This is a genomic window from Flindersiella endophytica, assembly GCF_054779015.1.
In genome coordinates this window covers 147,879-171,593 of the sequence record NZ_BAAGYY010000036.1, presented here as the reverse complement: position 1 = coordinate 171,593, position 23,715 = coordinate 147,879, and the positions used below count along the sequence as shown (strand labels likewise).

The window sequence follows — 23,715 nt, the reverse complement described above, 5'->3', positions numbered from 1 at the left end:
TCAGCTGGTCGTCCACTCCCCGGCCGTCATGGTGGCGTGGACCGGCATCGCGCCCAGCTCGTTCACCGGGACGGCCAGCGGATCTCGTTCGAGCACGACCAGGTCCGCCGGCTCCCCCACGCGTGGCAGCGCACCGTGGGGCGTCGACGCCGCCAGGGCGGCCTCGACCGGCAGGCGTTGCTCCGGATGCCAGGGCTCGCGCTCGTCGACCGTACGCGCGACCGCCGCCTGGATCGTCAGCCACGGGTCCGGCGGCGCGACGGGCGCGTCCGATCCGAACCGCAGCCGGGCACCCGCACGCCACAGGTCGCCGTACGCGTAGGCGCGTCCGGTCCGGCCGGCCCAGTGCACCTCGGCGACGTCCCGGTCGTCGACCGCGTGGTAGGGCTGCACGCTGGCGTCCACGCCGAGCAGTGCGAACCGTTCGAAGTCCTCGTTCCGCAGCAGCTGGGCGTGCTCGATCCGCCCACGGCAGCCAACCTCCGCGGACGCGTCCAGCACCAGGCTGTTCGCGCGATCGCCGATCGCGTGGATGGCCGGGACGATGCCGTGCTCACTGGCCCGCCGGATCAACCGCACCAGGTCCTCCCGCGGTACGACCAGCAGGCCGTGCTGCTCCGCCGAGGACTCGTCGATGCCCGGATAGGCGTGGTCGCAGTAGGCCGTGCGGGTGTTGAGCGATCCGTCGGTGAGCACCTTCAGCGGCCCCATCCGCAGCAGCGGAGACGCGGTCAGGGCATCGCCGGTTCGCAGGCCCCGGCCGATCGCCCACTCCAGGTCCTCGGCGTAGACGCCGCACTCGACCCGCAGCGGCAGCCGGCCCGACTCCGCGCGCCGGCCCCACACCTCGGGATTGCGCTGGGTCTCCAGCTCCACGATGCCCACCACGCCGCGCGCGGCCAGGTCCGCCGCGGCCGCCAGCACGAGCGCGTCCACCTCCTCGCCAGGCAGTGCCTGGAACTCTCGCAGGACGGGGAACACGGCATCCTCCCGCAACACACCGGTCGGGTGGCCGGCCGCTCCGATCACCGCCAGCCCGGCGGAGTTCAGCCAGACGCAGTGCAGGTCTCCACCGGCCAGCGCCACCGGCAGGCCGGGTACGACGGAGTCCAGCAGCGCTTTGTGGGGCTGGTCCGGCCACAGCCCGTCGCGGAAGCCGAAGCCCGCGACCCGGGTGCCGGCCGCGGGCTGCCGTTCCGAGACCGCCCGCCCGACCACCCGCGCGGCTTCGGCCGCGGACTCGACCCGAGACAGGTCGATCCGGGACCGGGCCAGGGCGTACTGGGTGAAGTGCACGTGGTGATCCCACAGGCCCGCCTGGACGTAGCGGCCGTCCAGCTCTACCTGGTCGCCGTCGCCTCGCCCGGCGAGCGCGATCGCGCTGATCCGGCCGGCTTCGACCACCAGATCAACCGGCTCCGCGCCACCACCGACGAGCCGCGCGTTGCCCAGCACGATTCCGCCCACGCCGCAACGATAGGCCGTGAAACCCTTTGCGGAACGACCGATCGCGTTGGCAGAGTCGGTCCTCGTGACGATCGACCCCAAGCGGCTGTTGCAGTCCGTTTACGTACCGATGAGCGACGGCACCCGGCTGGCCGTCGACGTCTGGTTGCCGGTCCAACGGATCGCCCGCGGCGAGCGTGTCGGCATCGCGTTTCGCGGCACTCGCTACCACCGCGCCAAGGCAGCAGCCGGCCCAGAGCCGGAAGCGGACAGCAACCACGAGCTCGGCCGGCTGTGGACCGACGCCGGGTTCGCGCTGATCCTCTCCGACGCGCGCGGAACCGGCGCGTCGTTCGGGACGCGCGCGATGGAGCTGAGCCCCCGCGAGATCGCCGACTACGGCGAGGTCATCGACTGGGCCGCAGCCCACGACTGGTCCAACGGTCGCGTCGGCGTCTTCGGAACCTCGTACGAAGGGCAGGCCGCCGAACTGGTCGCCGCCCTGGGCAATCCGCACGTGATGGCGCTGGCCGCGCTGTTCAGCCCGCTCGACCCGTACCGCGAGCTGTTCTATCCGGGCGGCTGCGCCACCTCGGGCCGGTTCGCCGGCTGGATGCTCGGGAGCCGGCGACTGGACGGCATCGCCGAGCAGCCGCCGGGAGCCAAGCCCGACCTCGTCAAGCCGGTCGACGGACCGGAGGGCGCCGCGCTGCTCGCGGCCGCGATCGCCGAGCACCAGGGCAACGTCGACATGCTGCCGCTGATGCGACGGGCTCCGTTCCGCGACGACAGCCTGCCCGGGCTCGACTGGCTCGCCACGACGCCGGCCGCGCACCAGGAAGCGATCCAGGCGACCGGGGTTCCGATGCTGATCCGCGCGGGTTGGCTGGACGGCGCGTTCGCCGCCGGAGCGGTGCGGCGGTTCGCGACGTTCACCAACCAGCAGGAGGTCGAGATCGGCCCTTGGGGGCATGGCGGCCGGACGTTCGCCGACACCCTGCTACCGAACGGCGCGCTGGCTGGAGACCGGCTGCTGCCCGAGGCTCAGGATCGCCGCCTGGTGGAGTTCTTCAGTAGGTATGTGGAGCGTGCCGAGCCGCCCGACGGCAGGCGGGCGTTGACGTTCGGCACGCTCGGGACCGATCTGTGGCAGACCGTCGAAGAGTGGCCTCCGCCGGGAACGGCTGTCCGGCGCTGGCACCTGAACCCCGGCGGCGCGCTCGCGCCGGAGCCCGCCGCGGCGGCGACCGTACGGCAGGTCGTCGACCCGGCGGCATCGACGGGTGCCACCAACCGCTGGCTCGCGGTCGACCTGTCCGAAGGCGCCACCTACCCAGGCCGCAAGGAAGCGGATGAAGCGCTGTTGGCGTTCACCTCGGAGCCGCTGGACGCGGACGTCCACCTGGTCGGTGCCCCGGTGCTCACACTGCGGCTGGCCACCTCGGGGCCGGACGGCGCCGTCTACGCCTACCTCGAGGCCGTCGCTCCATCCGGTGAGGTCATCTACGTGACCGAGGGCTGCCTGCGGTTCGTCCACCGCGGGGCAGGTCTCGAAGTGCCGAAGAGCTTCGCCCGGTCCGACGGCCGCGAGGTCATGCCCGGAGCGGACCTCGAGCTCGCGGTCGAACTGCTGCCGGTGGCCGCGCTGCTGCCCGCCGGCCACCGCGTCCGCGTCGCCGTCGCCGGGCACGACGCGTCCTGTTTCGAGCGCTACGGGCCGCCGGACGAGACGTTCACCCTAGGGCTGGGCGAGGCCTCCTGGCTCGATCTGCCGGTCCTCCCGTAGCCCTCGACTCCCAGGGAGGCGATCATGTCGGCATGACGACAGCCGAGAACTACGCCGAGTTCGGCATCCGGGAAACCCGCGGCATCTCGCCGACCTATGAGCGCCTGTCGCTCGCGGTGTCGGAGGACGCCGACCTGCTCGCGTTGCTGGACACGCTGCCGCCGCCCAAGCGGCAGCCGAACCTGCTGTTCGGCGTCGTCCGGTTGCTCGGCGGGCCGGTCGACGACCCGGCGGCGTTCCACGACTATGTGCTGGCCTACTGGCCGGCGGTCCAGGCCGAGATGCGGGTCCGGGCCACCCAGACCAACGAGCCAGGGCGGTGCGCTGTCCTGCTGCCGGTGCTGGCGAGCCTGCCGGGACCGCTCGCGCTGGTCGAGGTCGGCGCCTCGGCAGGGCTGAACCTCTACCCCGACCGGTACGCCTACCGCTACGGCGACCAGCAGGTCGGCTCGGGTGAGCCGGTCCTGGAATGCGAGGCGACCGGTCTCGAGCGGGTGCCGGACCGCCTGCCCGAGGTCGTCTGGCGGGCCGGGCTCGACCTCAACCCGCTGGACGTGACCAAGCCCGACGACGTCGCCTGGCTGGACGCGCTGATCTGGCCGGAGCACACCCACCGGCGCGACCGGCTGCGTGCCGCGAGCGCGGTCGCCGCTGCCGATCCCCCGCTGCTCGTACGCGGTGACGCGGTCAGCGCCCTGCCGGAGCTGGCGGCGAAGGCGCCCGAGGGCGCGACGCTGGTCGTCTTCCACACCTCGGTGCTGTACCAGATGCCGGAGCCACAGCGGACGGCGTTTGCCGACCTCGTACGCGGGCTGCCAGGGCACTGGATCTCGGTCGAGGGGCCGGACGTGATGGGGTACGACACGTTGCCTGACCTGCCCGACGGCAGCGGGTTCCACAACGTCGTCGCGCTCGACGGCACGCCGCTGGCCTGGGCCAGGGCACACGGGCAGGGACTCAGCTGGTTCGGCCCGCAACCGACCCGGCCGGACCGGTCGTCGATCGCTGGGTGAGCCGCACCCGCAGGACCGTACGGCCTACCTCGTCGTCGCCGGCGAGGAGGCCTCGCAACTGCCGGACCGCGAGCGCCCCGGACGCCTCCAGTGGCTGGCGTACGGTCGTCAGCCCGATCGTCTCGGCCAGGTCGCCGTCGTCGAAGCCCACGACCGAAAGCTCGTCGGGCACGCGGATGCCGAGCCCGGCTGCCGCCCGGAGCACGGCGGCGGCCAGCAGGTCGTCACTGGCGAAGACCGCGGTCGGACGATCCGGTGAACTCAGCAACGCGATCGCCTCCGCGACTGCCTGCCGGCCGCGTGGTGCCGCCTCGTGTACGGCGGTTTCCGGCAGCTCCAGGTCGTGATCGGCCAGGCCCGTCCGGAAACCGGTCAGCCGACGGTGGGCCGGTGAGTCACGGCCGGCCAAGCGTTGCGCCTCGCCGAGGAACGCCGGCCGGCGATGCCCGAGCTCGGCGAGGTGCCTGGCGACCAGCCGGCCGCCGGCCTCGTCGTCGACCACGACGGACGGCAGCTCGCCGGCCTCGGTGTCGAGCAGGACCGTCGGGCAGCCGCGTTCCCGTAGCCGGGCAGCAGTCGCCGGCTCGAGGGGTAGGCTCAGCACGACCAGGCCGTCGAGGTGCCCGGTGGCCGGGAGCGTCGCGAGCAGCGGATCGGCGCTGGCGGCGGCGGACTCCTGGTCGTAGACGACGACCTCCACGTCGGGCGCCGCCGCCCGGAGGATCCCGCTCAGCCGGCGCCGCGCAGCCTCGTGCGTGGAGAACGGTCCGAGCACACCGAAACGCCCGACGCCTCGCCTGGCACGGCTCACCGCGTCGGCCTTCGGTACGAAGCCGCGCAGGTCGATCACGTGCAGGACCTTCCGGCGGGTCGCCGGCGCGACGCGTCCCGGTGTGTTCAGCACCCTCGACACGGTCGCGACGCTGACGCCCGCCTCTCGCGCGATGTCGTAGATCGTCGGCGCGGCCATCGATGAAACAGCTTACATACAAGCAGTTGCCGGGCCGGTGAGCTCGCTGGTTGGCTCGAGGACATGAACGTCCACGCAGGCAAGGCGGAAAGCGTCGTCGTCACCGGTGGCGGCAGGGGCATCGGCGCGGCCATCGTGCGCAGGCTGGCCGGCCAGTATGTACGGGTCGTCGTGATCGAGGCGGACCCACCCGCATGGCTGCGCTCGCAGACGCCTGGTGTCGAGGTGGTCGCCGGCTCGGCCGCCGACGACGCCGTGACCGGACGAGCTGCCGAGCTCGCCGAGGCGGGCGCACCGCTCGCCGGGTGGGTCAACAACGCCGCGATATTCCGCGACCCGCGGCTCGACGCGGCCGGCACGCAGGTCTTCGCCCGTGCCGTACAGGACAACCTCGTTCCCGTTCTTTCCGGTACGCGGGCTGCCGTCCGCGCGTTCCTGCGTGCCGGAACCGCCGGGTCGATCGTCAACCTGTCGTCGCACCAGGCCGGCCGCGCCGTGCCGGGAGCGGCAGCGTACGCGACGGCGAAGGCGGCGATCGAGGGCCTCACCCGCGCGGCCGCCGTCGACTACGGCCCCGTCGGCATCCGCGTCAACGCGGTCGCGCCCGGCAGCGTCCACACGTCGAGGCTCGACGACCATCTGGGCGGCCTGCCGGCAGAGGCGGCCGGCACCGTCGAGGCCGAACTGGTCCGGGTGCACCCTCTCGGCCGGATCGCGCAGCCCTCGGAGATCGCCGACGTCGTGGCGTTCCTGCTCTCCCCCGCGGCCGGATTCGTCACCGGAACGGTGCTGCCGGTCGACGGCGGCCGGGCCGCTCTCGGGGTCGACCCCGAGGATCGACGGAGTTCGATGCCGGCGTCCTGATCCGGCCGCTGCCGGAGGCGACAGACGTACCGGAAAGCCTTGTCAGACACGCGAACTTTGCCTCAGATGAGAACGACAAGCCAGAGCGGCACCGTGAGCAGGGAGGTCTACGATGGGGATTCGCAAGCGTGCGCTGGCGATCGGTGTGACGACGGTACTCAGCCTCGGGCTCGCCACCGGGGTCGCGGCAGCGGACTACTGGCAGTACCAGGGGACCTATCCGACCGAAGCGGAGTGCGATGCCGCCGCCCAGCCCTGGCTCTGGCCTACCAATCCGGGCGGCGCCGACGACTACGCCTGCCAGCCGAAGAACAACGCCTGGGATCTTTACCTGATCTTCGCCACCTAGCCCCCACATCCGGGTTTGGCCGGAACAATCGCGGCTAACCCGCACCAATGGGTTCGCGAACCGAAGTTCCGGCACGTGTGAACCGGACCCGCTGGCCGTTCGTCATCTTCGCAGCCTCGCTGTTCGCGCTGCTTCTCGGAGCGAACCTGCCGACGCCGCTGTATGCCGTCTACCGCCAGGAGTTCGGCTTCTCCAACGTCGTGCTGACGCTGATCTTCGCCACGTACGCGATCGTGCTGGTGCCCTCGTTGTTGCTGTTCGGGCAGCTGTCGGACCGGTTCGGCCGCAGGCGGGTGGTCGCGCTCGGGCTCGGAGCCGCCGTGCTCGCGTCCGTGGTGTTCCTGCTGGCCCGCGGCACGGTCTGGCTGTTCGTGGCCAGAGGCGTGCAAGGCGCGGCGCTCGGCGCCACCGCGGGCACGGCCGCGGCAGCCCTGGTGGAGCTCGAGCCGGCAGCCGACGCTGCCCGGGCAGCGGTCGGGGCGGTGATGGGCCAGGCCGGAGGCGCGGCCGTCGGGCCGGTGCTGGCAGGCATGCTCGCCGAGTGGGCACCGGCGCCGACCGTACTGCCGTACCTCGCCGGCCTCGTCATCACCGCGGGCGTCGGCATCGCCGTGCTGCGAGCGCCGGAGCCATCGACGCCGAGCGGCAGCTGGCGGCTGCAGTGGCCTTCGGTCCCGGCCGGCAGCCGGGGACGGTTCGCGCAGGCAGGGCTCACCGGAGCCGCGGTCTGGGCCGTCGGTGCGCTCTACCTGTCGGTCGTGCCGACCTACGCGAGCCAGCTGCTCGGCACCCACAACCTCGCCCTGCTCGGCGCGATCACCTCGTGCATGCTCGGCGTCGCCTGCGTCACCCAGGCGTTCGCCGTACGCAGCGGGCTGACGCCGCGCGGGACCCAGCTGGCCGCGCACGCACTGCTGGTGGCCGGGCTCGCGGCGCTGGTCGCGGCGTTCCCGGCGCACGCGCTGGGGCTGGTGTTGCTGGCCGCGTTGCTGTGCGGTCTCGGCGTCGGGTTCGGCTACTTCGGCTCGCAGGCGGACGTCAACCAGCTCGCACCGGCCGAGCGCCGAGGCGAGGTGACCGCGGCGTTCATCACCTGCATCTATACCGGCGTAGCGGTCGCGTCGATCACGGTCGGGCTGCTCAGCAACGTGTTCTCGTTGTTCGCCGCCGTCACGCTGACCGCGGTCACGATCGCCTGCACCGCGGTCGCGACGGCGGTCTGGAAGCTCAGCTCGGCGAGCTGACGGCCCGGCGGGCATCCAGCGCACCGAAGACCGTCAGCGCGTCGCGGATCGCGGCCACGTCGTGGGTACGGATGTAGTCGGCGCCTTCGCGGGCGGCGTACAGCTCGGCGGCCACCGTCGCGGGCCCGATCCGCGGCAGGCCGGATCCGGTGAGCGTACGAAGGAACGACTTGCGCGACGGCGACACCAGCACCGGAACACCGAACCGGGCCTTCAGCCGCCGGATGCCGGACAGCGCCAGCAGCGACGGTTCGGCGTTGCTACCGAGGAAGTAGCCGAGCCCGGGATCGATGACCAGCCGGTCCCGGGCGATGCCGGCCGCCTCCAGCGCTGCCAGCCGTTCGGTGAAGAACCGCTCGATGCCCGCGAGGACCTGCTCCGGGTCCGTGGCCACCTTGGTCGCCGGGCCGCGGCGCTGGACGGAGTGCATGACGACCAGCCGGCAGCTCGTCGCGGCCAGGCCGGCGTAGTGGCGCGCGTCCGGGAAGCCCTGGATGTCGTTGATATACGCGGCACCGCGCGCGGCCGCGAACAGCTGGGTCTCCGGATGGAACGAGTCGACCGAGACCGGTACGCCCACGCTGGCCAGCGCGTCGAGCACATCGGCGAGCCGGCGTTGTTCCTCCGCGGGGCTGACGGCGGCCGCGTCCGGATGACTCGACGCCGGGCCGAGCTCGACGACGTCGGCGCCCTGTGCGTGCAGCTCACGTGCATGCGTGAGCGCGTCGGAGGCGGCGAGATACTTGCCGCCGTCGGAGAACGAGTCCGTTGTGATGTTGACGATTCCCACCAGGCGCGGCATGGGCCACCTCTTTCGCATCGATCCGAAGGCAGCCCAGGCGCACGGCGACGCGTCCTCGCGGACGGAGCCGCTTCCCGATGGTTTCGTCCATCCGTACGCGCCAGTCACGGCTCAGGCCCGAGCTTAGACGGAGTCGGGCGGCCTGTGCTCAGTCGCTGGGAGGCTCCACGCCGGTGTGGCGGACGAACCACGCTCTGGCCAGCGTGGCGACTCGCTCCAGCGCGTCCTCCTCCTCGAAGAGATGGGTCGCGCCGAGGACGATCTCCAGGCGGGCCGGCGACCGCAGCTCCTCCGTCGCCTGCCGGTTGAGGTCGAGGACTTGGTGGTCGAGACCGCCGACGATGAGCAACACGGGTACCTCGACCGACGCCAGGGCCTCCCCGGCCAGGTCGGGCCGGCCGCCGCGCGAGACCACCGCACGTACCGGCTCGGAACGCTCCGCGGCGGCGATCAACGCGGCCGCCGCGCCGGTACTGGCGCCGAACAGGCCGATCGGCCGGCCTGCCGTCTCGGGCTGCCGGAGCAGCCAGTCGATGACACCGGTCAGTCGCCTGGCCAGCAACGGGATGTCGAAGCGCAACTGGTGGCTCAGCTTGTCGGCCTGGTCTTCTTCGACGGTCAGCAGGTCGACCAGCACGGTGCCGAGACCGGCCTGCTCGAGCACCCTCGCGACGTAACGGTTGCGCGGGCTGTGGCGGCTGCTCCCACTGCCGTGTGCGAACACGATCAGGCCCTGCCCGGCGTCCGGAAGGGTCAGGTCGGCATCCAGGCAGACGGTGCCGAACGGAATCGTGACCGTTCGGCTTCGGTCCGGCCTGGTCATCGGTGTCCTGTCGGGCCCATCGCCAGGGACTACCCCACCGCCGGCGGACCACGCCTGCCGGAGCACGAGCCGGGAGCTCACCAGCGCCTGCGTGGTGCGGGCCAGCATGGCGTGCGTTTTGCGCACGAGTGCCCGACCATCGCGGGAGAGCTGGTCGGCGCGGTGCTTGAGCCGCCCGATGTCGTCGTGGATCTCCGTTATGGAGCGGCGAGGCAGCTTCCCGTGTCCGGACATAACTCCAAGTAGGGCGTTGGCACCCCTTTCGAACCAGGGTCCAACGGAACCCCCGGATGCGGTCCAATGACATGCGCCCGACGCACAGGATCATCGGATCGTCATCCGCCGGCGACATAATCCGGGCATGCCAACCTCGGACAAATGCACTCCGTTCCGGATCACCCGTGCCCGGCTCGTCGACGGCACCGGCTCACCACCGCTCGACGACGCGGTCGTCCGCGTGGGTGCGGACGGCACGATCACCTATGCCGGACCGGCTGCCGATGCTCCGGCGCTCGAGCCCGGCCCGGCCGGTGAGGCTGGCGAGGACGTCGTCGACGTCGGCGGACGTACTGTGCTGCCGGGGTTCATCGACTGCCACGTGCATCTGGCGTTCGAGTCGGCCCGTGACATCGCCATGCGATACACCATCGACCCGACGGTCGAGGTCTTCCGGACGGCCGACCGGTTGCGCCGTACATTGCACGCGGGCGTGACCACCGCACGCGACCTCGGCGGGCTGGCCGCCGGCTACCGCGCCGCCGTCGCGGACGGGCTGACCGAGGGGCCGCGCCTGCACACGGCGATCCGGATCATGAGCCACACCGCCGGGCACGCCGACTTCTCGACGCCCGAGGGATTCGACGTCAGCCGCGGGCTCGGCGAGGTCGCCGACACCGTCGACGAGGTACGCGTCGCCGTGCGCCGGCTGCTGCGCGAGGGGGCCGACGTCATCAAGGTCTGCGCGACCGGCGGCACGAGCAGCCCGCACGACCAGCCGGAGGACGAGGGCCTCACCGAGGACGAGATCCGGGCCGTCGTCGAGGAGGTGCGCCGCCACGGCGGCCGCCCGGTCGCGGCACACGCGCAGGGCACGGCGGGCATCCTTTCCGCGCTGCGCGGCGGGGTGACGAGCATCGAGCACGGCTACGGCCTGGACGACCAGACGATGGACCTGGCCGGCGAGCAGGGCACGTTCGTCGTACCCACGTTGTCGACGTCCGACGGCATCGACCAGGCGAAGATGGCGCCGTACCACTACGAGAAGAAGATGCGCTGGGTCGCCATCACCAACCAGAACATCGCCAGGGCGATCGAACGCGGCCTGCGGATCGCCATGGGCACCGACTCGGCGATCGGCCCGCACGGCCAGAACCTCCGTGAGCTCGGCCACCTGGTCGCGCTCGGCATGGCGCCGTCGGACGCCATCCAGGCCGGCACGCGCGTGGCCGCCGAGCTGCTCGGACTGTCCGACCGGATCGGCACCCTCGAGGCCGGCAAGCTCGCCGACATCGTTGTGTGCGAAGGCGATCCGCTCGCCGACATCCGGCTCCTCGGCGATCCGGCCAACGTGGTCTGCGTCGTCCAGCAGGGCGTCGTACGCAAGCGCACGTTCGGCTAGGAGCCCGCAGGTTGCCTGACGCTCGGGCCGTCACCCCGTCGTCAACGCCAGCGCACTCGCCCGGATGGACTCCGCGTCGATGCCGGCCAGCCGGAGCTGCTCGGCCGGCGAGGCCGAGCCCGGCAGGTCGCGGACGGCGAGCCGCTGTGTCTTCGGCATCAGTGGCGCCGTCGCCAAGGCGGCCAGCACCGCCTCCCCCAGGCCGCCTTCGGGCCAGTGGTCCTCCACCGTCACGATCCGGCCGGTCTCCATCGCGGCCTCGTGCAGCGCCGGCACGTCGATCGGCTTGACGGAGTAGGCGTCGACCACCCGCGCGACTATGCCGTCGCCGGCCAGCCGGTCCGCGGCTTCCAGGCACTGGTGAACCGTGACGCCGGCCGCCACCAGCGTGACGGCATCCTCGGGCGAGTGGCGCAACACCTTGCTGCCGCCGATCGGGAACAGCTCGCCCGGATCGTAGATCGTGGGCAGCTCTCCACGGGTCGTACGCAGGTAACGGATTCCGGTGCGGTTCGCCAGCTCCGCCACCAGAGCAGCGGTCTGGTTCGCGTCGCACGGATACACCACTGTGCTGCCGTGCACGGCGCGCAGCATGGCAAGGTCCTCCAACGCCATCTGCGACGGCCCGTCCGGCCCGATCTCCACGCCCGCGTGCGATCCGACCAGGCAGAGGTTCGCCCGGCTGATCGCCGCCATCCGGATGAAGTCGTACGCACGGGTAAGGAACGCCGCGAACGTCGCGACGTAAGGCGTCCAGCCGCGCGCCTGCATTCCCACAGCCGCGGCCACCATCTGCTGCTCGGCGATGTAGCACTCGAAGAACCGTTCGGGATGGGCCTTCGCGAACGTCTCCATGCGGGTCGAGTCCGCGACCTCGCCGTCGAGCCCGACGATGTCGCCGCGAGCCGAGCCCAGCGCGGCCAGCGCCTCGCCGAACGCCGTGCGGGTCGCCACGGACTCGCCGACGGTGTAGGCCGGCAGCGTGAGCGGCCCTTGCGAGGTGAACCGGAACGGCTCCACCCGTTCGGCCGGCTTGCGCACGCTCACCTGGGCCGAGCCGGCGCCGCCGAGCTCCTGGACCGCCTCGTCCGCCGACGGGATCGGCTTTCCGTGCTTGCCTTCCTGGTCGTCGACGCTCGCCACGCCACGACCCTTGTGCGTACGCGCCAGGATCGCCGTCGGCCGGTCGCTCGCGAGCGCCTGCGTGTACGCCTGGCTGACCTCTGCCAGGTCGTGGCCGTCGATCTCGATCGTGTTCCAGTCGAACGCGCCGATCCGGCGGGCGTACGCGGAGGTGTCCCACTGGTGCCGGGTCGGGCCGCGCTGGCCCAGCCGGTTGACGTCGACGACCGCGGTCAGGCCGGCGAGCCGTTCGGCGCCCGCGTGCTCGAACGCCTCCCACATCGAGCCTTCGGCGAGCTCGCTGTCACCGCAGAGCACCCAGACGTGGTATGGCAGCCGGTCGAGATCCCTTGCCGTCAACGCGAATCCGACGCCGATGGGCAGGCCCTGCCCGAGCGATCCGGTCGCCACGTCGACCCAGGGCAGCCGTGGCGTCGGGTGACCCTCCAGCCGGCTGCCGGCCTGCCGGTAGGTCGACAGCTCCTCGGCACTGATCGCGCCGGCCGCGCGCAGCATCCCGTAGAGCAACGGCGAGGCGTGGCCTTTGGAGAAGATCAGGTGGTCGTTGCCCGGATGGTCCGGCTCGTCGAAGTCGTAGGTCAGGAAGCCGGAGAGCAGCACGGCCATCAGGTCGGCGGCCGACAGCGAGGAGGTCGGATGGCCCGACCCGGCCTGGTCCGCGACGCGAACCGCGTCGACGCGCAGTTGCCGCGCGAGCTCCGCAACCGAAGTAGTCATACCGGCGCGTACCCGGTGTGCCCTCAGGTATGCGCCAACCAGACGCGCCCCTCGAACGCGACCAGCCCGGCGACAGCGCGGACTCGAGGCTGTCGCCGGGCTGCACCGGTACCGCGCGGCCCGGCCTGCTCACCCTGCATGCCCTGCTCCGGTTCACCGGCCAGGTGGTCGCCGGCGCCGTACCGGTCTCTCACCATCTGGCTCGGGGTACCCGGGGCAGGACGAGCGAACCTATGTACTCCGAATCGTTATCCAACTCGGGCCGGCCCGAGGCCGGAACGCTCCCCGCCTTTTCCAGCCCAAACGTGCACGCACACGGAGTTTCAGCGTTCGGCCGCGATCGCCTCGGCCTGGACTCGGACCAGCACGCCGAGCAGTTGCGCGTCTGCGCTGGTCACGACCATCGTGGCCGCGTCCGCACGGCGCATCCGCTCGAGTAGGTCGTCGACGTCCTCACTGGGCCGGACCGTCGGCACCCCGAACGTCGTCGCGTCGGCCATGATCGAGGCATTGGTGGCCTTCTCCAGCGTCTCGTTGTCGACGACGCCCTGCACGACCTGCTCGTCATCCAGCACCACACACAGGTCGAACGCGCGGCCGAGCATCCTGGCGCCGACGTCCTCGACCCGCTCGTACACGCCGCAGGTAGGAACGTCCTCCACCATGACGTCACCGGCGAGCAACGCCGAGCCCTCGTGTGGCAGGCCGGCCGCGAGCCAGTCCAGCTTGCCGGCGGCATAGTCGTAGACCTCGGCGAAGCCGAGCTGCCCCAGCCGGGAGACCGCGCGCGGGCTCAAGTCGCACTGCTGGTTCTGGCAGTACGCGATCACCGGCCGGCGCCGGTCCAGCCGCGCCACGGTCTCCCGGCTCAGCTCACGCAGCGGAAGGCTCAGCGCACCAGGCAGGTGCGCCCACTCGTACTCCGGCGCGGGCAGCACCTCCGCCAGCTGCGCCTCACCGGAGCCGGCCAGCTGCTGGACCTCGTCACGTTCGACTGTGCGCATCGCCGGCCTTTCGATTCCGTCGGGTCAGGTAGTTGAGCAGGAGCGCGACCACGCCGAAGCCGGCCATCACGAGCCCCCACCACAGGTTGATGTCGAAGCCGAACCGGCGTTCGGACGGCCGTTCCGGCCCGAGCAGACCGGTGAGCACGAGCACCAGCCCGAGGAACAGGATCAGGCCGCCGATGTAGTAGCCGATCGCCAGGTCGTGCCGTCCTCGCGACTCGGTCTCGTTCGGGTTCTGGGCTGCCATGCTTGCCTCCAGGTCCGCAAGCTCCACTAGAAGAAGACGATGTTGAGCGCAACCGTCAAGGTGAGCGCGACGCCTGCCAGCAACACCGGCTTCTTCCACCAGTGCCGCTCCACGCTGCGTTTCTTCGGCGTGAGGCTGTAGACCAGGCCTTCGAGCTCCTGCTCTGGCTTCGGTTTCGTCGCGAGCGAGACGGCGATCGTCACGACGAAGCAGGTGCCGAACGCCCAGATCGCCCGCCAGAAGTTGCCCGCCATCGGTGCGCCGAACGCGATGACCTTGGCCTGCTCCATGACGAAGATGCCGAGCGCCACGCTCGTACCGGCGACCAGCCCGAAGAAGCCGCCCCACGGCGAGGTCCGCTTCCAGAACATTCCGAGCAGGAACGTCGCCAGCATCGGGGCGAAGAACATGCCGTGCAGCAGCTGTACGTAGTCCATGATGCTCTGGAAGCCGAGCACGAGATAGGCCGCGCCGACGCTCAGCAGCACACCGCCGAACGTCGCGATCCGCCCCATCCTGATGTAGTGCTCGTCCGGCGCGTCCTTCTTGAGGTACGCGCGGTAGATGTCGTACGTCCACACGGTGTTGAGTGCGGTGACGTTGCCGGCCATGCCGCTCATGAACGAGGCCAGCAGTGCCGTCAGGCCGACGCCGACCATCCCGGTCGGGAAGTACTCCGCGATCGCGTACGGAACCGCCATGTTGTAGGAGTTCTCGATCCCGCCACCGCCCTTGCCCAGGCCGGGCACGACGGCCAGCACGATCAGACCGGGGAAGATGGCCAGGATGCCGTACATGATTTTCGGGAACGCCGCGATCAACGGCGTGCGGCGGGCCGCCGCGTCGTCCTCGGCGGCAAGCGCGCGTTGCACGACGAGGAAGTCGGTGCACCAGTAGCCGAACGACAGGAAGAACCCGAGGCCCAGCGCGATGCCGAACCACTGGATCGCCATCGGGTTGTCCGTGCCGCCGGTGCCGGCCCACAGATGGAAGAACTGCGGCTTGTTCAGCTTCTCCTGCAGCCCGGACCAGCCGCCGACGTCGATCAGCCCGACCACCACCAGCGGGATCAGGCCGAGCGTGATCAGGAAGAACTGCAGCACCTCGTTGTAGATCGACGACGACAACCCGCCGAGCGCGACGTACGCCAGCACGATCACCGCCGACAGCAGGATGCTGAGTGTCAGCGACCAGCCGAGCAGCAGCTTGAGCACGATCGCCATGGCGTACATGTTGATCCCGCTCATCAGGATCATCAGCACGGCGAACGAGACGGCGTTGAAGCCTCGGGTGGCCTCGTTGTACCGCAGCTTGAGGAATCCCGGCACGGAGTGGGTGCGGCTGCCGTAATAGAACGGGATCATGAACAGCGCGACGAACACCATCGCCGGGATCGCGCCGATCCAGTAGAAGTGCGCCTGCATGATGCCGTACTGCGCGGCACCGGCACCCATGCCGAGGATCTCCAGCGCACCGAGGTTCGCGCCCAGGAACGCGAGTCCGGTCACCCAGCTCGGCAACGACCGTCCGGACAGGAAGAAGTCCTCGGAGGTTCGCATCCGCTGCCGTAGCGCGATGCCGATCCCCAGCACGAACACGACGTAAGCGCCGATGATGACGTAGTCGATCCACGTGTCGTCGAGCCTGATCTGTGGAGCCTGCGACAGCAGCTCAGCCATGCGCGCTGGCTACCCGTGCACACATCGGACAAACGTCGCATCGGTTTGCGCCGAGGCTCCGGGGAATCCAGGAGGAGAGGAGTGGTCAGCGCGACTGGTCAGGAGGTGCAGGCCGATGTCGACCACGGGGCGACTGACGGGCACGCTGGCGGGAGGCGGCGCCCTGCTCGTCGGATTCCTCACCGGCCGCTGGATCGCCGCGAAAGTGCGCGGCAACACCGGCTACGGCGATGCGGACACCGGGGCCACGGCGGCAACCGTGGCCGCCGCCCACTGACCTGCTGGGCCACGTGTAGTGCGGAAGCTCTACAGGTACTGGCCCGACCTTTCTCCACGACGCCGGCCGCGTTCGATCTCGCGGTCGGAACGGTCCGGATGCGCTCGGGCGTGCGGCTCAGTCTGCGGCCCGGACGGCTCGGCGTCCTGCGCCAGCACGGTGAAGGCCAGATCGTGCTCGCGTACGCCCACCCGCACCCGCTGGCCGGCACGCAGCGTCGCGTTCAGCAACAGCCGCGACAGCGTGTTGTCGAGCTTGCGCTGGATCACCCGGCGCAACGGCCGCGCACCGAACTCCGGCTGATAGCCCTGTGCCGCCAGCCAGTCCACCGCCGCATCGTCCAGGTCCAGCGTGATGTCCTGCGCGTGTAGGCGACGCCGGCTCTCCTCCAGCAGGAGCCGCGTGATCTGCCGGAGGTTCTCGGCGTCGAGCCCGCGGAACACGATCGTCTCGTCGATCCGGTTGAGGAACTCCGGCCGGAACGCCCGCTCCAGCAGGCGCGTCAACTGCTCCCGCGGCTTGGCGCCCGCCGTGCTCTGACCCGCTCCCCCGGATCGCGCCATGATGACGTCGGCGCCGAGGTTCGACGTCAGGATCAGCACGGTGTTCTTGAAGTCGACCGTCCGCCCCTGCCCGTCGGTGAGCCGGCCGTCGTCGAACACCTGCAGCAGCAGGTTGAACAGGTCCGGGTGCGCCTTCTCGATCTCATCGAGCAGGATCACGGCGTACGGCTTCCGGCGTACCGCCTCGGTCAGCTGGCCGGCTTCCTCGTACCCGACGTAGCCCGGAGGTGCGCCGACCAGCCTGGCCACACTGTGCCGCTCCTGGAACTCGCTCATGTCGAACCGGATCATCCGGTCTTCGTCGCCGAACAGCGTCTCGGCCAGCGCCCGCGCCAGCTCCGTCTTGCCGACACCGGTCGGGCCGAGGAACAGGAACGAGCCGATCGGCCGGTCCGGGTCGCCGAGTCCTGCTCTGGAGCGGCGGACCGCCTCGGCCACGGCCTCCACCGCCTCGTCCTGCCCGACGATCCGTTGGTGCAGGTGCTCCTCCAATGCCAGCAGCCGGTCCTTCTCCTCCTCGGTCAGCTGCGCGACCGGGATGCCCGTGGTACGTGAGACCACCTCGGCGATGTCGCCGGCCGTCACCTCGGGTACGCCGGGGTGGTTGTCGCGCGTGCCGTCCAGCCGGCGCCGCAGTTCAGCGACCTCGTCGCGGAGCTCCTTCGCGCGCTCGTAGTCCTCGCGCGCGACGGCCTGTTCCTTCTCCCGTTGCTGCTGCTCGAGCCGTTCCTCCAGCTCGCGCGTGCCGGACGGCGTCGTCCTCGTCCGCAAGGCGATCCGCGCTCCGGTCTGGTCGATCAGGTCGATCGCCTTGTCCGGCAGGAACCGCGCTGTGACGTACCGGTCGGACAGCTCGGCGGCGGCGATCAGCGCCTCGTCGGTGAAGCGGAGCTGGTGGTGTGCCTCGTAGCGATCGCGCAGGCCGCGCAGGATGTCGATCGTGTCGGTGACCGACGGCTCCGGTACGAAGATCGGCTGGAACCGGCGCTCGAGCGCGGCGTCTTTCTCGACGTGGCGGCGGTACTCGTCCAGCGTGGTCGCGCCGATCACGTGCAGCTCACCGCGCGCCAGCGCCGGCTTCAGCATGTTGGACGCGTCGATCGCGCCCTCACCGCCACCCGCGCCGACGACCGTGTGCAGCTCGTCGATGAAGATGATCAGCTCCTCGCCGTGGGAGCGGATCTCGTCCATCACGTTCTTCAGGCGTTCCTCGAACTCGCCGCGGAACTTCGTACCGGCGAGCATGCCCGGCAGGTCGAGCCGCATGACTCGCTTGTTCCGGATCGTCTCGGGCACCTCGCCGTCGACGACGCGTTGCGCCAGTCCCTCCACGATCGCCGTCTTGCCGACGCCGGGCTCGCCGAGCAGTACGGGGTTGTTCTTGGTCCGCCGCGACAGCACCTCGATGGTCTGGGCGATCTCCTCGTCCCGCCCGATCACCGGGTCGACCTGCCCGGCCCGGGCGGCGACGGTGAGGTCGCGACCGTACTGGTCCAGGGTCGGTGTGTTGCTGGGCACCTGCGCGGCCACCCGTTGCTCGGCCGCGGCGCCCGTCCCCGTCCCGGTCCCCTGGCCGCCGCCGAAAGCCTCCGGCGTCACCCGGAAGTTCTGCAGCAAGCGCCCGGCGACCGACTCGTTGTTGGCCGCGAGCGCGAACAGCAGATGATGCGGCCCGATGTACGAGGCGCCGCCGGCCCTCGCCTCCTGCCGGGCGTCCAGCAGGAGCCGTTTGACGGCGGGCGCGATCGGTATCGGCGTCTGGTGCGCCTCGCGCCGCCGCACACCCTCCTCCACGGCCCGGCCGAGCGCGGCCGGATCGGCACCGGCCGCCTCGAGCAGGTGCTGCGTCACCTCCTGTTGCGTAGCGGCCCACAGCACGTGCTCACTGTCGAGGAACTCCGCGCCCCACTCCGACGCCTTCCGTACGGCCAGCCGCAGCAGGTCGACCGCGTCCTGGCTCAGCAGGCGCCCGATGTCGATGCGGTGCTCGGGCCGCCCGGAACTGCCCACGCTCGGCGGCCCGACGCCGAAGAACCGGGCCAGGAGTTCGTCCATCGGGCTGTACCCCATCGACCCGAAGTCACTGCCAGTCATCCGGCATCCCTCTCTCGTGAAAGTCGCTTACGCGGACTCGGAGGGCCTACCCGTGACATTTCCGGGCATTCGTTTTGGACCCTCGGTCCCGGGAACGTCGCGGTGGACACCCACGTGTGAAGCTCGTGGAACCCGCGAGGAAGGAGCGCGCCATGGACCACTCCCAGGCACCCGTGCTGGAAGCCGTCGCGGCGTTCCACCGGCGCGACGACCTGAGCTTCACGCCACCGGGACACAAGCAGGGCAGAGGCGCCGACGAGCGCGCGCTCCAGACGCTTGGCCCGGACGTCTACGCGGGCGACTTGCTGGCCCTGAACGGCCTGGACGACCGGCAGATGTCCGGGCAGTTCCTGGCCCGGGCGCAGGAACTCATGGCCGACGCAGTGGACGCCGAGCAGGCGTTCTTCTCCACCTGTGGCAGCTCGTTGTCGGTGAAGAGCGCCATGCTGGCCGTCGCCGGGCCGTACGAGAAGCTGATCGTCTCGCGTAACGCCCACAAGTCGGTCGTGTCAGGCCTGATCCTCGCCGGCATCGACCCGGTGTGGGTACCCCCGCGCTGGGACAGCGACCAGATGCTCGCCCACCCGCCCGGCGCCGAGGAGATCGAGCAGGCACTGCGGGCCGAGCCCGAGGCCAAGGGCGTGCTGCTGATCACGCCAACCTCGTACGGCACCTGTGGCGCGCTGCGCGAGACCGCCGAAGCCTGCCATCGCCACGGTCGCCCGCTGGTCGTCGACGAGGCGTGGGGTGCGCACCTGCCGTTCCACGAGAGCCTGCCGGCGTGGGCGATGGACGCCGGCGCCGACGTCTGCGTGACCAGCGTGCACAAGATGGGCGGAGGCCTGGAGCAGGGCTCGGTCTTCCACCTGCAGGGCGACCTGGTGTCTGCGGACCGGCTGAAGGCGTGCGAGGACCTGCTCGGCACGACGAGCCCGTCGGTGCTCATCTACGCCGCGCTGGACGCCTGGCGGCGCCAGATGGCCCAGCGGGGACACGAGTTGCTGAGCAGCGCTCTCGAGTTGTCGAAGCGCCTGCGCGACGGCATCGACCGGCTTCCCGGCCTGCATCCGCTGGGAGACGAGTTCGTCGCGGCTGGGATGGCGGCGGAATACGACCCGCTGATGGTCGTCGTCGACGTCCAGGAGCTCGGCACCAGCGGTTTCGGCGTCTCGGACTGGCTGCGGGAGCAACGGCACATCAACGCCGGCCTGGCCGACCACCGGCACGTGGCGTTCCAGCTCACGCACGCCGACACGACGGAGACGGTCGACGCGTTGCTCGGCGCCCTGCGCGACCTGCCGGCTGACCGCGCCGCGTTGCCGCCGCCTGCGAAGATCGACCTGCCCGCGCCGGAGGATCTGCTGCTGGAGCAGGCGATCCTGCCGCGGGACGCGTTCTTCGGCGAGATCGTGAGCGTACCGATCGAGGACGCCGTCGGGCGGATCGGTGCGGAGCTGATCAGCCCGTACCCGCCCGGCGTGCCGGTCGTGGTGCCGGGCGAGCGGATCAACCAGGCGGTCGTGGACTACCTGCGTAGCGGTGCCGACGCCGGCATCTACCTGCCCGACCCGGCTGACCCCGAGGTTCGGCGGGTGCAGGTCGTCGCCGAGTGACCTGACGCCTGCGAACGTTCAGGGGCGGAGCGGGTGCTCCATCCAGACCAGCTCGTACTCGCCGACGTAGGTGACGCCGACCTCGCGGAACCCACACCGCTCGTACAGCTTGCGCGCCGGCCGCTGGGCCGCGGTGGTGTTCAGGACGACGGCCTTCGCGCCGGTAGCCGCGGCGTGGTCGATGACCTGCCGGACCAGGCGGCTGCCCAAACCGATCCGACGGATCCAGGCGGCGACCCGGAGATGGCGCAGCTCGACCAGCGGCCGGCTCGGCGTCCAGGTCCACAGCCCGCTGGCCTCGGCGGTGTCGAGATCGGCGGTGGTCGTGTCGCCTACCGCGCGGGCGGCCACGACGCCCACAACGGTTGGATCGCCGGGTGCGCCCTCGCGCTCCGCCACCCACACGTGGTCGTACCGCTCGATCGGGCCGCGCGGAGGATCGGCGTCCTCCGAGCCGGCCGGCGTCGGTGGGATCGGTGACCACCGGGCGCCGGCGAGGCGAGCCTGTTCGGCACGGCGCCGCATGGCCGCGACCTCGGGCTCGTCCTCCGGCCGGTACTGGCCGGTCTCCAAGGCCGCCACGGCGTCTCCGTCGCCGGCCGACGCGCGGCGGATTCGGATCCGCGTTCCGGTCATGCCCGCACCATCCCACGGCCGGACGCGAGCTCGCCAGCCGATTTTCAGCCGGCCGGACGCCGGCCGCACGTGGTGACGGTGGTGTAGAACCAGGCGCTGAACCGAGGGTCGCCCATCAGGTCGTCGAAGCGGCGGAGTTCGGCTTCGGTGAGCACGTCGTTTGTCAGGAACGTGTTCCAGAGCTGGCGGTAGAGGTTCCGCATCAGCAGCCACGGAGCCTCGCCACCCGCGGCGGCCGTGGACTGGCTCTCGGCGCGGACGTTCACCAGCCCGGCGGCCGCCATCGCGGGCCCGGCCTCGTACGCCCAGTCGTATGAGACGCCGACCGTGCGGGCCGGGAAGGCGTGGGCGGTTTCCTGCAGGTGGTAGAAGAACTCCTCGTCCTCCGGCCGTGGCACGGTGACGACGCGCTGTTGCGGGCCGGTGTACTCCGTGAGCATCAGCCAGCCGCCGGGTGCGAGCGCGTCGACCAGGGTGTCGAGGACCTCGAGGCGGTTCGGCAGGTGGAGGAGCAGCAGGCGCGCGTGGATCAGCTCGTACGGACCAGGCGCCGGGAGCCCGTCGTTGATGTCGTGCCGGTGGACTTCGACGCCGGGCAGGCCCGCCAGCCCGGCGCCGAGATGGTCCGTCGCCACGTCGACGGCCACGACCCGGCCGGTGGGCCCGGCGCGTTCGGCCAGGCCACGTGCGATCGTTCCCGCACCCGAGCCGAGGTCGAGGCATCGCTGCCCCGGCTTGATCCCGATCGCATCGAGGTTCGCGAAGCTGTGCTCGTCGAGCAAGGCACTGAGGTACTCCAGATGGACCTGGCCCAGGTCGGAGTCGCTGTTGAAGACGTATTCGTTCCCCATGCGGCCCATGCTCGGCGAGGCTGCTTTCAGGCCGCTTGCGTCTCGCTATATCGGACGCTCCCTCCGTCCGCGGAACGTGCGGCGCAGGTCGGCGACCCGCACCGGTGAGGCCGCCGCAACCACAGCAGCACAGCTAGCGGCCGTCGAGCAACGGCTGGCGCGGGTCCCACGTCGTGCCGTCCCGCTCGTCGCGGCGTCGGCGGGCGATGGCCGAGAGTGCCTCCAGCACCACGCGGTTGGCCAGCGCCGCCGTGATGTCGGCGTGGTCGTAGGGCGGGCTCACCTCGACCACGTCCATGCCGACGACCGGAAGCTCCAGGCAGATCCGCCGTACGGAGTCGAGCAGCTCACGGGCCGACAGGCCGCCCGGCTCGGGCGTGCCGGTGCCGGGCGCGTGGCCCGGGTCGCAGACGTCGATGTCGACGGAGAGGAACACGCCGTCGCACTCGGAGGTCGCGATGCCGAACGCCTCGGTCAGGCAATCCGTCAAGCCACGTTGGACGATCTCGGTCATTTCGTACGAGCGCATGCGCTGCTCGGCCATCCACGCGAGTGTCGCCGGGCCGGGCCAGTAGCCGCGCAGGCCGATCTGCAGGAAGCGGTCACCACGCAGCGCGCCGGACTCGATCAGCCGCCGCATCGGCGCCCCGTGCCCCCACAGCGAGCCGAACGCGACGTCGCCGGTGTCGGCGTGCGCGTCGAAGTGCAGCATGGAGATCCGCCCCTGCCCGAGTACGTCGGCGACGCCGGACGCGTCGGCCGACGTGATGGCGTGGTCCCCGCCCAGTACCAGCGGCAGCGCACCGGTGGCCGTGATCGCGGCGACGGCCGTACGCAGGGCGGCCAGCGACTTGGCCGCGTCGCCGGAGAACATCTCGACGTCGCCCGCGTCGTAGACCTTCAGATCCCGCAACGCGTCCGTACGCAACGCCAGGCTGGGCCGAGACGCGTCGTGCGGGAGGTAGTCGGTCGTACGGATCGCCTGCGGGCCGAAGCGCGTGCCCGGCCGGTGTGACGTGCCGCCGTCGAACGGGGCACCGAGGATCACCACGTCGGCATCGGCATAGGTGCCGGGCGAGGTATGGTCGCAACGAGGCACGCCGAGAAACGTGATGTCTGGGCCAAACTGGGATCCGTAGCGCGCCATGGCGATCAGCATAGTGAGAGGGACGGAATCTGCCTTGGGAGTACGCGACGACTTCGTGACCGTTGCCAACTCAGCCCTGACACTGCTGATGGAACCGGCCGTCGAGGCCAGGTGGAACGAGCCGAGCGCACTCGAGGACTTCACCGTCGGAGGGCTCGCGTTCCACCTGTCCAACCAGGTGCTCCACGTCCCGCAGGCCACGCCGACCGACCGCGCGCCCGTCTCGCTCGTCGACGACTACTACGCCGAGGCCGACTGGCTCGGCCAGGACGCCTCGCACCAGGTCAACGTCTTCATCCGCGAACGGATGGAAGAGGCTGCCGCACAAGGCGTTTCGACCGTCCTTACGAACGCGCACGACACCCTCGGACAGGTGCGAACTCTCATCGCCGAGGCGCCGGCCGATCTCGTGGTCGAGATGCGGGGGCGGCCCCTCACGTTCGACGACTTCCTGGTCAGCCGGCTGATGGAGCTCGTCGTGCACTCCGACGATCTCGCTGTCAGCGTTGGCGTTCCGACCCCGCTCGTACCCGAGTCGGCTGCCACCACGGTCGTCGACCTGCTCTCCCGGCTCGCGATCCGTCGGTACGGCGCGATCACCGTCGTGCGGGCGCTGTCCAGGTCCGAACGCGCACCGGCCACCATCTCGGCGCTGTGAGGTCCCGTCACATGTTCCCGCTCGAGCAGTCCCCGCTCCATGTGCCCGACGAGGTCCTCACCGACCTCCGGCAGCGACTCGCGCTGACCCGCTGGCCCGACGACGCCGGTAACGACGACGGCTACTACGGCGTCGGCCGCACCTACCTCCAGGAGCTGGTGGACTAGG

At 70.9% G+C, this 23,715-nt stretch carries 23 protein-coding genes and 1 riboswitch; of the genes, 10 read left to right on the top strand and 13 right to left on the bottom strand.

Annotated elements, in window-relative coordinates; all coding sequences use genetic code 11:
- A complete protein-coding gene (locus tag ACYVF6_RS39265; RefSeq protein WP_460529531.1) occupies window positions 1–1,467 on the bottom strand; it encodes an amidohydrolase in 1,467 nt (488 codons plus the stop codon).
- A gap of 64 nt (window positions 1,468–1,531) precedes the next feature.
- Between ACYVF6_RS39265 and ACYVF6_RS39260 the strand changes: the two genes are divergently transcribed.
- Entirely contained in the window at window positions 1,532–3,232 is a 1,701-nt protein-coding gene (locus ACYVF6_RS39260) for a CocE/NonD family hydrolase (protein WP_460529528.1), read from the top strand.
- Window positions 3,233–3,264: 32 nt separating this feature from the next.
- Window positions 3,265–4,245: a DUF2332 domain-containing protein gene (locus ACYVF6_RS39255; RefSeq protein WP_460529525.1), complete on the top strand. Its 981-nt coding sequence runs from the start codon at window positions 3,265–3,267 to the stop codon at window positions 4,243–4,245.
- On the opposite strand, the gene ACYVF6_RS39250 is transcribed toward ACYVF6_RS39255, so the two are convergent.
- Window positions 4,190–5,215 (bottom strand): LacI family DNA-binding transcriptional regulator, encoded by a 1,026-nt coding sequence (locus ACYVF6_RS39250; RefSeq protein WP_460529522.1) that lies wholly within the window; start codon window positions 5,213–5,215, stop codon window positions 4,190–4,192. The genes ACYVF6_RS39255 and ACYVF6_RS39250 overlap by 56 nt on opposite strands.
- 63 nt (window positions 5,216–5,278) lie before the next feature.
- Between ACYVF6_RS39250 and ACYVF6_RS39245 the strand changes: the two genes are divergently transcribed.
- From ACYVF6_RS39245 to ACYVF6_RS39235, 3 genes are all read left to right on the top strand, one after another.
- The gene (locus tag ACYVF6_RS39245) at window positions 5,279–6,079 is read left to right on the top strand and encodes an SDR family NAD(P)-dependent oxidoreductase (RefSeq protein ID WP_460529519.1); all 801 of its coding nucleotides are present in this window, start codon (window positions 5,279–5,281) and stop codon (window positions 6,077–6,079) included.
- Between the two features lie 112 nt (window positions 6,080–6,191).
- Complete coding sequence (locus ACYVF6_RS39240; protein ID WP_460529516.1) at window positions 6,192–6,428, top strand: hypothetical protein; 237 nt, start codon at window positions 6,192–6,194, stop codon at window positions 6,426–6,428.
- A 47-nt stretch (window positions 6,429–6,475) separates the two neighbouring features.
- Window positions 6,476–7,672 (top strand): MFS transporter, encoded by a 1,197-nt coding sequence (locus tag ACYVF6_RS39235; RefSeq protein ID WP_460529513.1) that lies wholly within the window; start codon window positions 6,476–6,478, stop codon window positions 7,670–7,672.
- On the opposite strand, the gene folP is transcribed toward ACYVF6_RS39235, so the two are convergent.
- Both folP and ACYVF6_RS39225 read right to left on the bottom strand, forming a co-directional pair.
- A complete protein-coding gene (folP, locus tag ACYVF6_RS39230) occupies window positions 7,656–8,474 on the bottom strand; it encodes a dihydropteroate synthase (protein WP_460529510.1) in 819 nt (272 codons plus the stop codon). The two genes, ACYVF6_RS39235 and folP, sit on opposite strands and share 17 nt — an antisense overlap.
- Window positions 8,475–8,498: 24 nt before the next feature.
- Window positions 8,499–8,592: riboswitch (ZMP/ZTP riboswitch) on the bottom strand.
- 30 nt (window positions 8,593–8,622) lie between these two features.
- Window positions 8,623–9,531: a dienelactone hydrolase family protein gene (locus tag ACYVF6_RS39225; protein WP_460529507.1), complete on the bottom strand. Its 909-nt coding sequence runs from the start codon at window positions 9,529–9,531 to the stop codon at window positions 8,623–8,625.
- A 127-nt stretch (window positions 9,532–9,658) separates the two neighbouring features.
- On the opposite strand from ACYVF6_RS39225, the gene ACYVF6_RS39220 reads away from it, so the two are divergent.
- A complete protein-coding gene (locus ACYVF6_RS39220) occupies window positions 9,659–10,915 on the top strand; it encodes a metal-dependent hydrolase family protein (protein ID WP_460529504.1) in 1,257 nt (418 codons plus the stop codon).
- 30 nt (window positions 10,916–10,945) lie between these two features.
- Here the strand turns inward: ACYVF6_RS39220 and ACYVF6_RS39215 are convergent, their stop codons facing one another.
- The 5 genes from ACYVF6_RS39215 to ACYVF6_RS39195 all read right to left on the bottom strand — a co-directional run bounded on the left by ACYVF6_RS39215 (window position 10,946) and on the right by ACYVF6_RS39195 (window position 15,708).
- On the bottom strand, window positions 10,946–12,775 hold the full coding sequence (locus ACYVF6_RS39215) for a transketolase family protein (RefSeq protein WP_460529501.1): 1,830 nt from the start codon (window positions 12,773–12,775) through the stop codon (window positions 10,946–10,948).
- Window positions 12,776–12,798: 23 nt separating this feature from the next.
- Window positions 12,799–12,972, bottom strand: a complete 174-nt coding sequence (locus tag ACYVF6_RS39210) for a hypothetical protein (protein WP_460529498.1) — start codon at window positions 12,970–12,972, stop codon at window positions 12,799–12,801.
- A gap of 126 nt (window positions 12,973–13,098) precedes the next feature.
- Window positions 13,099–13,779, bottom strand: coding sequence for a rhodanese-like domain-containing protein (locus ACYVF6_RS39205; protein WP_460529495.1), 681 nt, complete (start codon window positions 13,777–13,779; stop codon window positions 13,099–13,101).
- Window positions 13,760–14,029 carry a hypothetical protein gene (locus ACYVF6_RS39200; protein WP_460529492.1) on the bottom strand — a complete coding sequence of 90 codons (270 nt, stop codon included), beginning with the start codon at window positions 14,027–14,029 and terminating at the stop codon, window positions 13,760–13,762. The genes ACYVF6_RS39205 and ACYVF6_RS39200 overlap by 20 nt, the downstream gene beginning before the upstream one ends.
- A 26-nt stretch (window positions 14,030–14,055) precedes the next feature.
- Window positions 14,056–15,708, bottom strand: coding sequence for a sodium:solute symporter family protein (locus tag ACYVF6_RS39195; protein ID WP_460529489.1), 1,653 nt, complete (start codon window positions 15,706–15,708; stop codon window positions 14,056–14,058).
- Between the two features lie 115 nt (window positions 15,709–15,823).
- On the opposite strand from ACYVF6_RS39195, the gene ACYVF6_RS39190 reads away from it, so the two are divergent.
- Window positions 15,824–15,985: a hypothetical protein gene (locus ACYVF6_RS39190; protein ID WP_460529486.1), complete on the top strand. Its 162-nt coding sequence runs from the start codon at window positions 15,824–15,826 to the stop codon at window positions 15,983–15,985.
- 29 nt (window positions 15,986–16,014) lie between these two features.
- Here ACYVF6_RS39190 and ACYVF6_RS39185 read toward each other — a convergent pair whose 3' ends face one another.
- The gene (locus ACYVF6_RS39185) at window positions 16,015–18,642 is read right to left on the bottom strand and encodes an ATP-dependent Clp protease ATP-binding subunit (RefSeq protein ID WP_460529483.1); all 2,628 of its coding nucleotides are present in this window, start codon (window positions 18,640–18,642) and stop codon (window positions 16,015–16,017) included.
- 152 nt (window positions 18,643–18,794) lie between these two features.
- Here ACYVF6_RS39185 and ACYVF6_RS39180 point away from each other — a divergent pair, with 152 nt between their 5' ends.
- Window positions 18,795–20,255, top strand: coding sequence for an aminotransferase class I/II-fold pyridoxal phosphate-dependent enzyme (locus tag ACYVF6_RS39180; protein WP_460529480.1), 1,461 nt, complete (start codon window positions 18,795–18,797; stop codon window positions 20,253–20,255).
- An 18-nt stretch (window positions 20,256–20,273) separates the two neighbouring features.
- Here the strand turns inward: ACYVF6_RS39180 and ACYVF6_RS39175 are convergent, their stop codons facing one another.
- The 3 genes from ACYVF6_RS39175 to speB form a co-directional block, all read right to left on the bottom strand.
- Complete coding sequence (locus ACYVF6_RS39175; RefSeq protein WP_460529477.1) at window positions 20,274–20,891, bottom strand: GNAT family N-acetyltransferase; 618 nt, start codon at window positions 20,889–20,891, stop codon at window positions 20,274–20,276.
- 44 nt (window positions 20,892–20,935) lie between these two features.
- Window positions 20,936–21,742 carry a class I SAM-dependent methyltransferase gene (locus ACYVF6_RS39170; protein WP_460529474.1) on the bottom strand — a complete coding sequence of 269 codons (807 nt, stop codon included), beginning with the start codon at window positions 21,740–21,742 and terminating at the stop codon, window positions 20,936–20,938.
- A gap of 133 nt (window positions 21,743–21,875) precedes the next feature.
- Window positions 21,876–22,889 (bottom strand): agmatinase family protein, encoded by a 1,014-nt coding sequence (gene speB / locus ACYVF6_RS39165; protein WP_460529471.1) that lies wholly within the window; start codon window positions 22,887–22,889, stop codon window positions 21,876–21,878.
- A 34-nt stretch (window positions 22,890–22,923) separates the two neighbouring features.
- Here speB and ACYVF6_RS39160 point away from each other — a divergent pair, with 34 nt between their 5' ends.
- Together ACYVF6_RS39160 and ACYVF6_RS39155 are read left to right on the top strand one after the other, a co-directional pair.
- Window positions 22,924–23,547 carry a DinB family protein gene (locus ACYVF6_RS39160; protein ID WP_460529468.1) on the top strand — a complete coding sequence of 208 codons (624 nt, stop codon included), beginning with the start codon at window positions 22,924–22,926 and terminating at the stop codon, window positions 23,545–23,547.
- Window positions 23,548–23,558: 11 nt separating this feature from the next.
- Complete coding sequence (locus tag ACYVF6_RS39155; protein ID WP_460529465.1) at window positions 23,559–23,714, top strand: epoxide hydrolase N-terminal domain-containing protein; 156 nt, start codon at window positions 23,559–23,561, stop codon at window positions 23,712–23,714.
- Window position 23,715: the final 1 nt, after the last annotated feature.

Coding starts and splice junctions, on each gene's coding strand:
- ACYVF6_RS39255 (WP_460529525.1), top strand. CDS start 3,265: ATGACGACAGCCGAGAACTACGCCGAGTTCGGCATCCGGGAAACCCGC.
- ACYVF6_RS39250 (WP_460529522.1), bottom strand. CDS start 5,215: ATGGCCGCGCCGACGATCTACGACATCGCGCGAGAGGCGGGCGTCAGC.
- ACYVF6_RS39245 (WP_460529519.1), top strand. CDS start 5,279: ATGAACGTCCACGCAGGCAAGGCGGAAAGCGTCGTCGTCACCGGTGGC.
- ACYVF6_RS39240 (WP_460529516.1), top strand. CDS start 6,192: ATGGGGATTCGCAAGCGTGCGCTGGCGATCGGTGTGACGACGGTACTC.
- ACYVF6_RS39235 (WP_460529513.1), top strand. CDS start 6,476: ATGGGTTCGCGAACCGAAGTTCCGGCACGTGTGAACCGGACCCGCTGG.
- folP (WP_460529510.1), bottom strand. CDS start 8,474: ATGCCGCGCCTGGTGGGAATCGTCAACATCACAACGGACTCGTTCTCC.
- ACYVF6_RS39225 (WP_460529507.1), bottom strand. CDS start 9,531: ATGTCCGGACACGGGAAGCTGCCTCGCCGCTCCATAACGGAGATCCAC.
- ACYVF6_RS39220 (WP_460529504.1), top strand. CDS start 9,659: ATGCCAACCTCGGACAAATGCACTCCGTTCCGGATCACCCGTGCCCGG.
- ACYVF6_RS39215 (WP_460529501.1), bottom strand. CDS start 12,775: ATGACTACTTCGGTTGCGGAGCTCGCGCGGCAACTGCGCGTCGACGCG.
- ACYVF6_RS39210 (WP_460529498.1), bottom strand. CDS start 12,972: ATGGTGAGAGACCGGTACGGCGCCGGCGACCACCTGGCCGGTGAACCG.
- ACYVF6_RS39205 (WP_460529495.1), bottom strand. CDS start 13,779: ATGCGCACAGTCGAACGTGACGAGGTCCAGCAGCTGGCCGGCTCCGGT.
- ACYVF6_RS39200 (WP_460529492.1), bottom strand. CDS start 14,029: ATGGCAGCCCAGAACCCGAACGAGACCGAGTCGCGAGGACGGCACGAC.
- ACYVF6_RS39195 (WP_460529489.1), bottom strand. CDS start 15,708: ATGGCTGAGCTGCTGTCGCAGGCTCCACAGATCAGGCTCGACGACACG.
- ACYVF6_RS39190 (WP_460529486.1), top strand. CDS start 15,824: ATGTCGACCACGGGGCGACTGACGGGCACGCTGGCGGGAGGCGGCGCC.
- ACYVF6_RS39185 (WP_460529483.1), bottom strand. CDS start 18,642: ATGACTGGCAGTGACTTCGGGTCGATGGGGTACAGCCCGATGGACGAA.
- ACYVF6_RS39180 (WP_460529480.1), top strand. CDS start 18,795: ATGGACCACTCCCAGGCACCCGTGCTGGAAGCCGTCGCGGCGTTCCAC.
- ACYVF6_RS39175 (WP_460529477.1), bottom strand. CDS start 20,891: ATGACCGGAACGCGGATCCGAATCCGCCGCGCGTCGGCCGGCGACGGA.
- ACYVF6_RS39170 (WP_460529474.1), bottom strand. CDS start 21,742: ATGGGGAACGAATACGTCTTCAACAGCGACTCCGACCTGGGCCAGGTC.
- speB (WP_460529471.1), bottom strand. CDS start 22,889: ATGGCGCGCTACGGATCCCAGTTTGGCCCAGACATCACGTTTCTCGGC.
- ACYVF6_RS39155 (WP_460529465.1), top strand. CDS start 23,559: ATGTTCCCGCTCGAGCAGTCCCCGCTCCATGTGCCCGACGAGGTCCTC.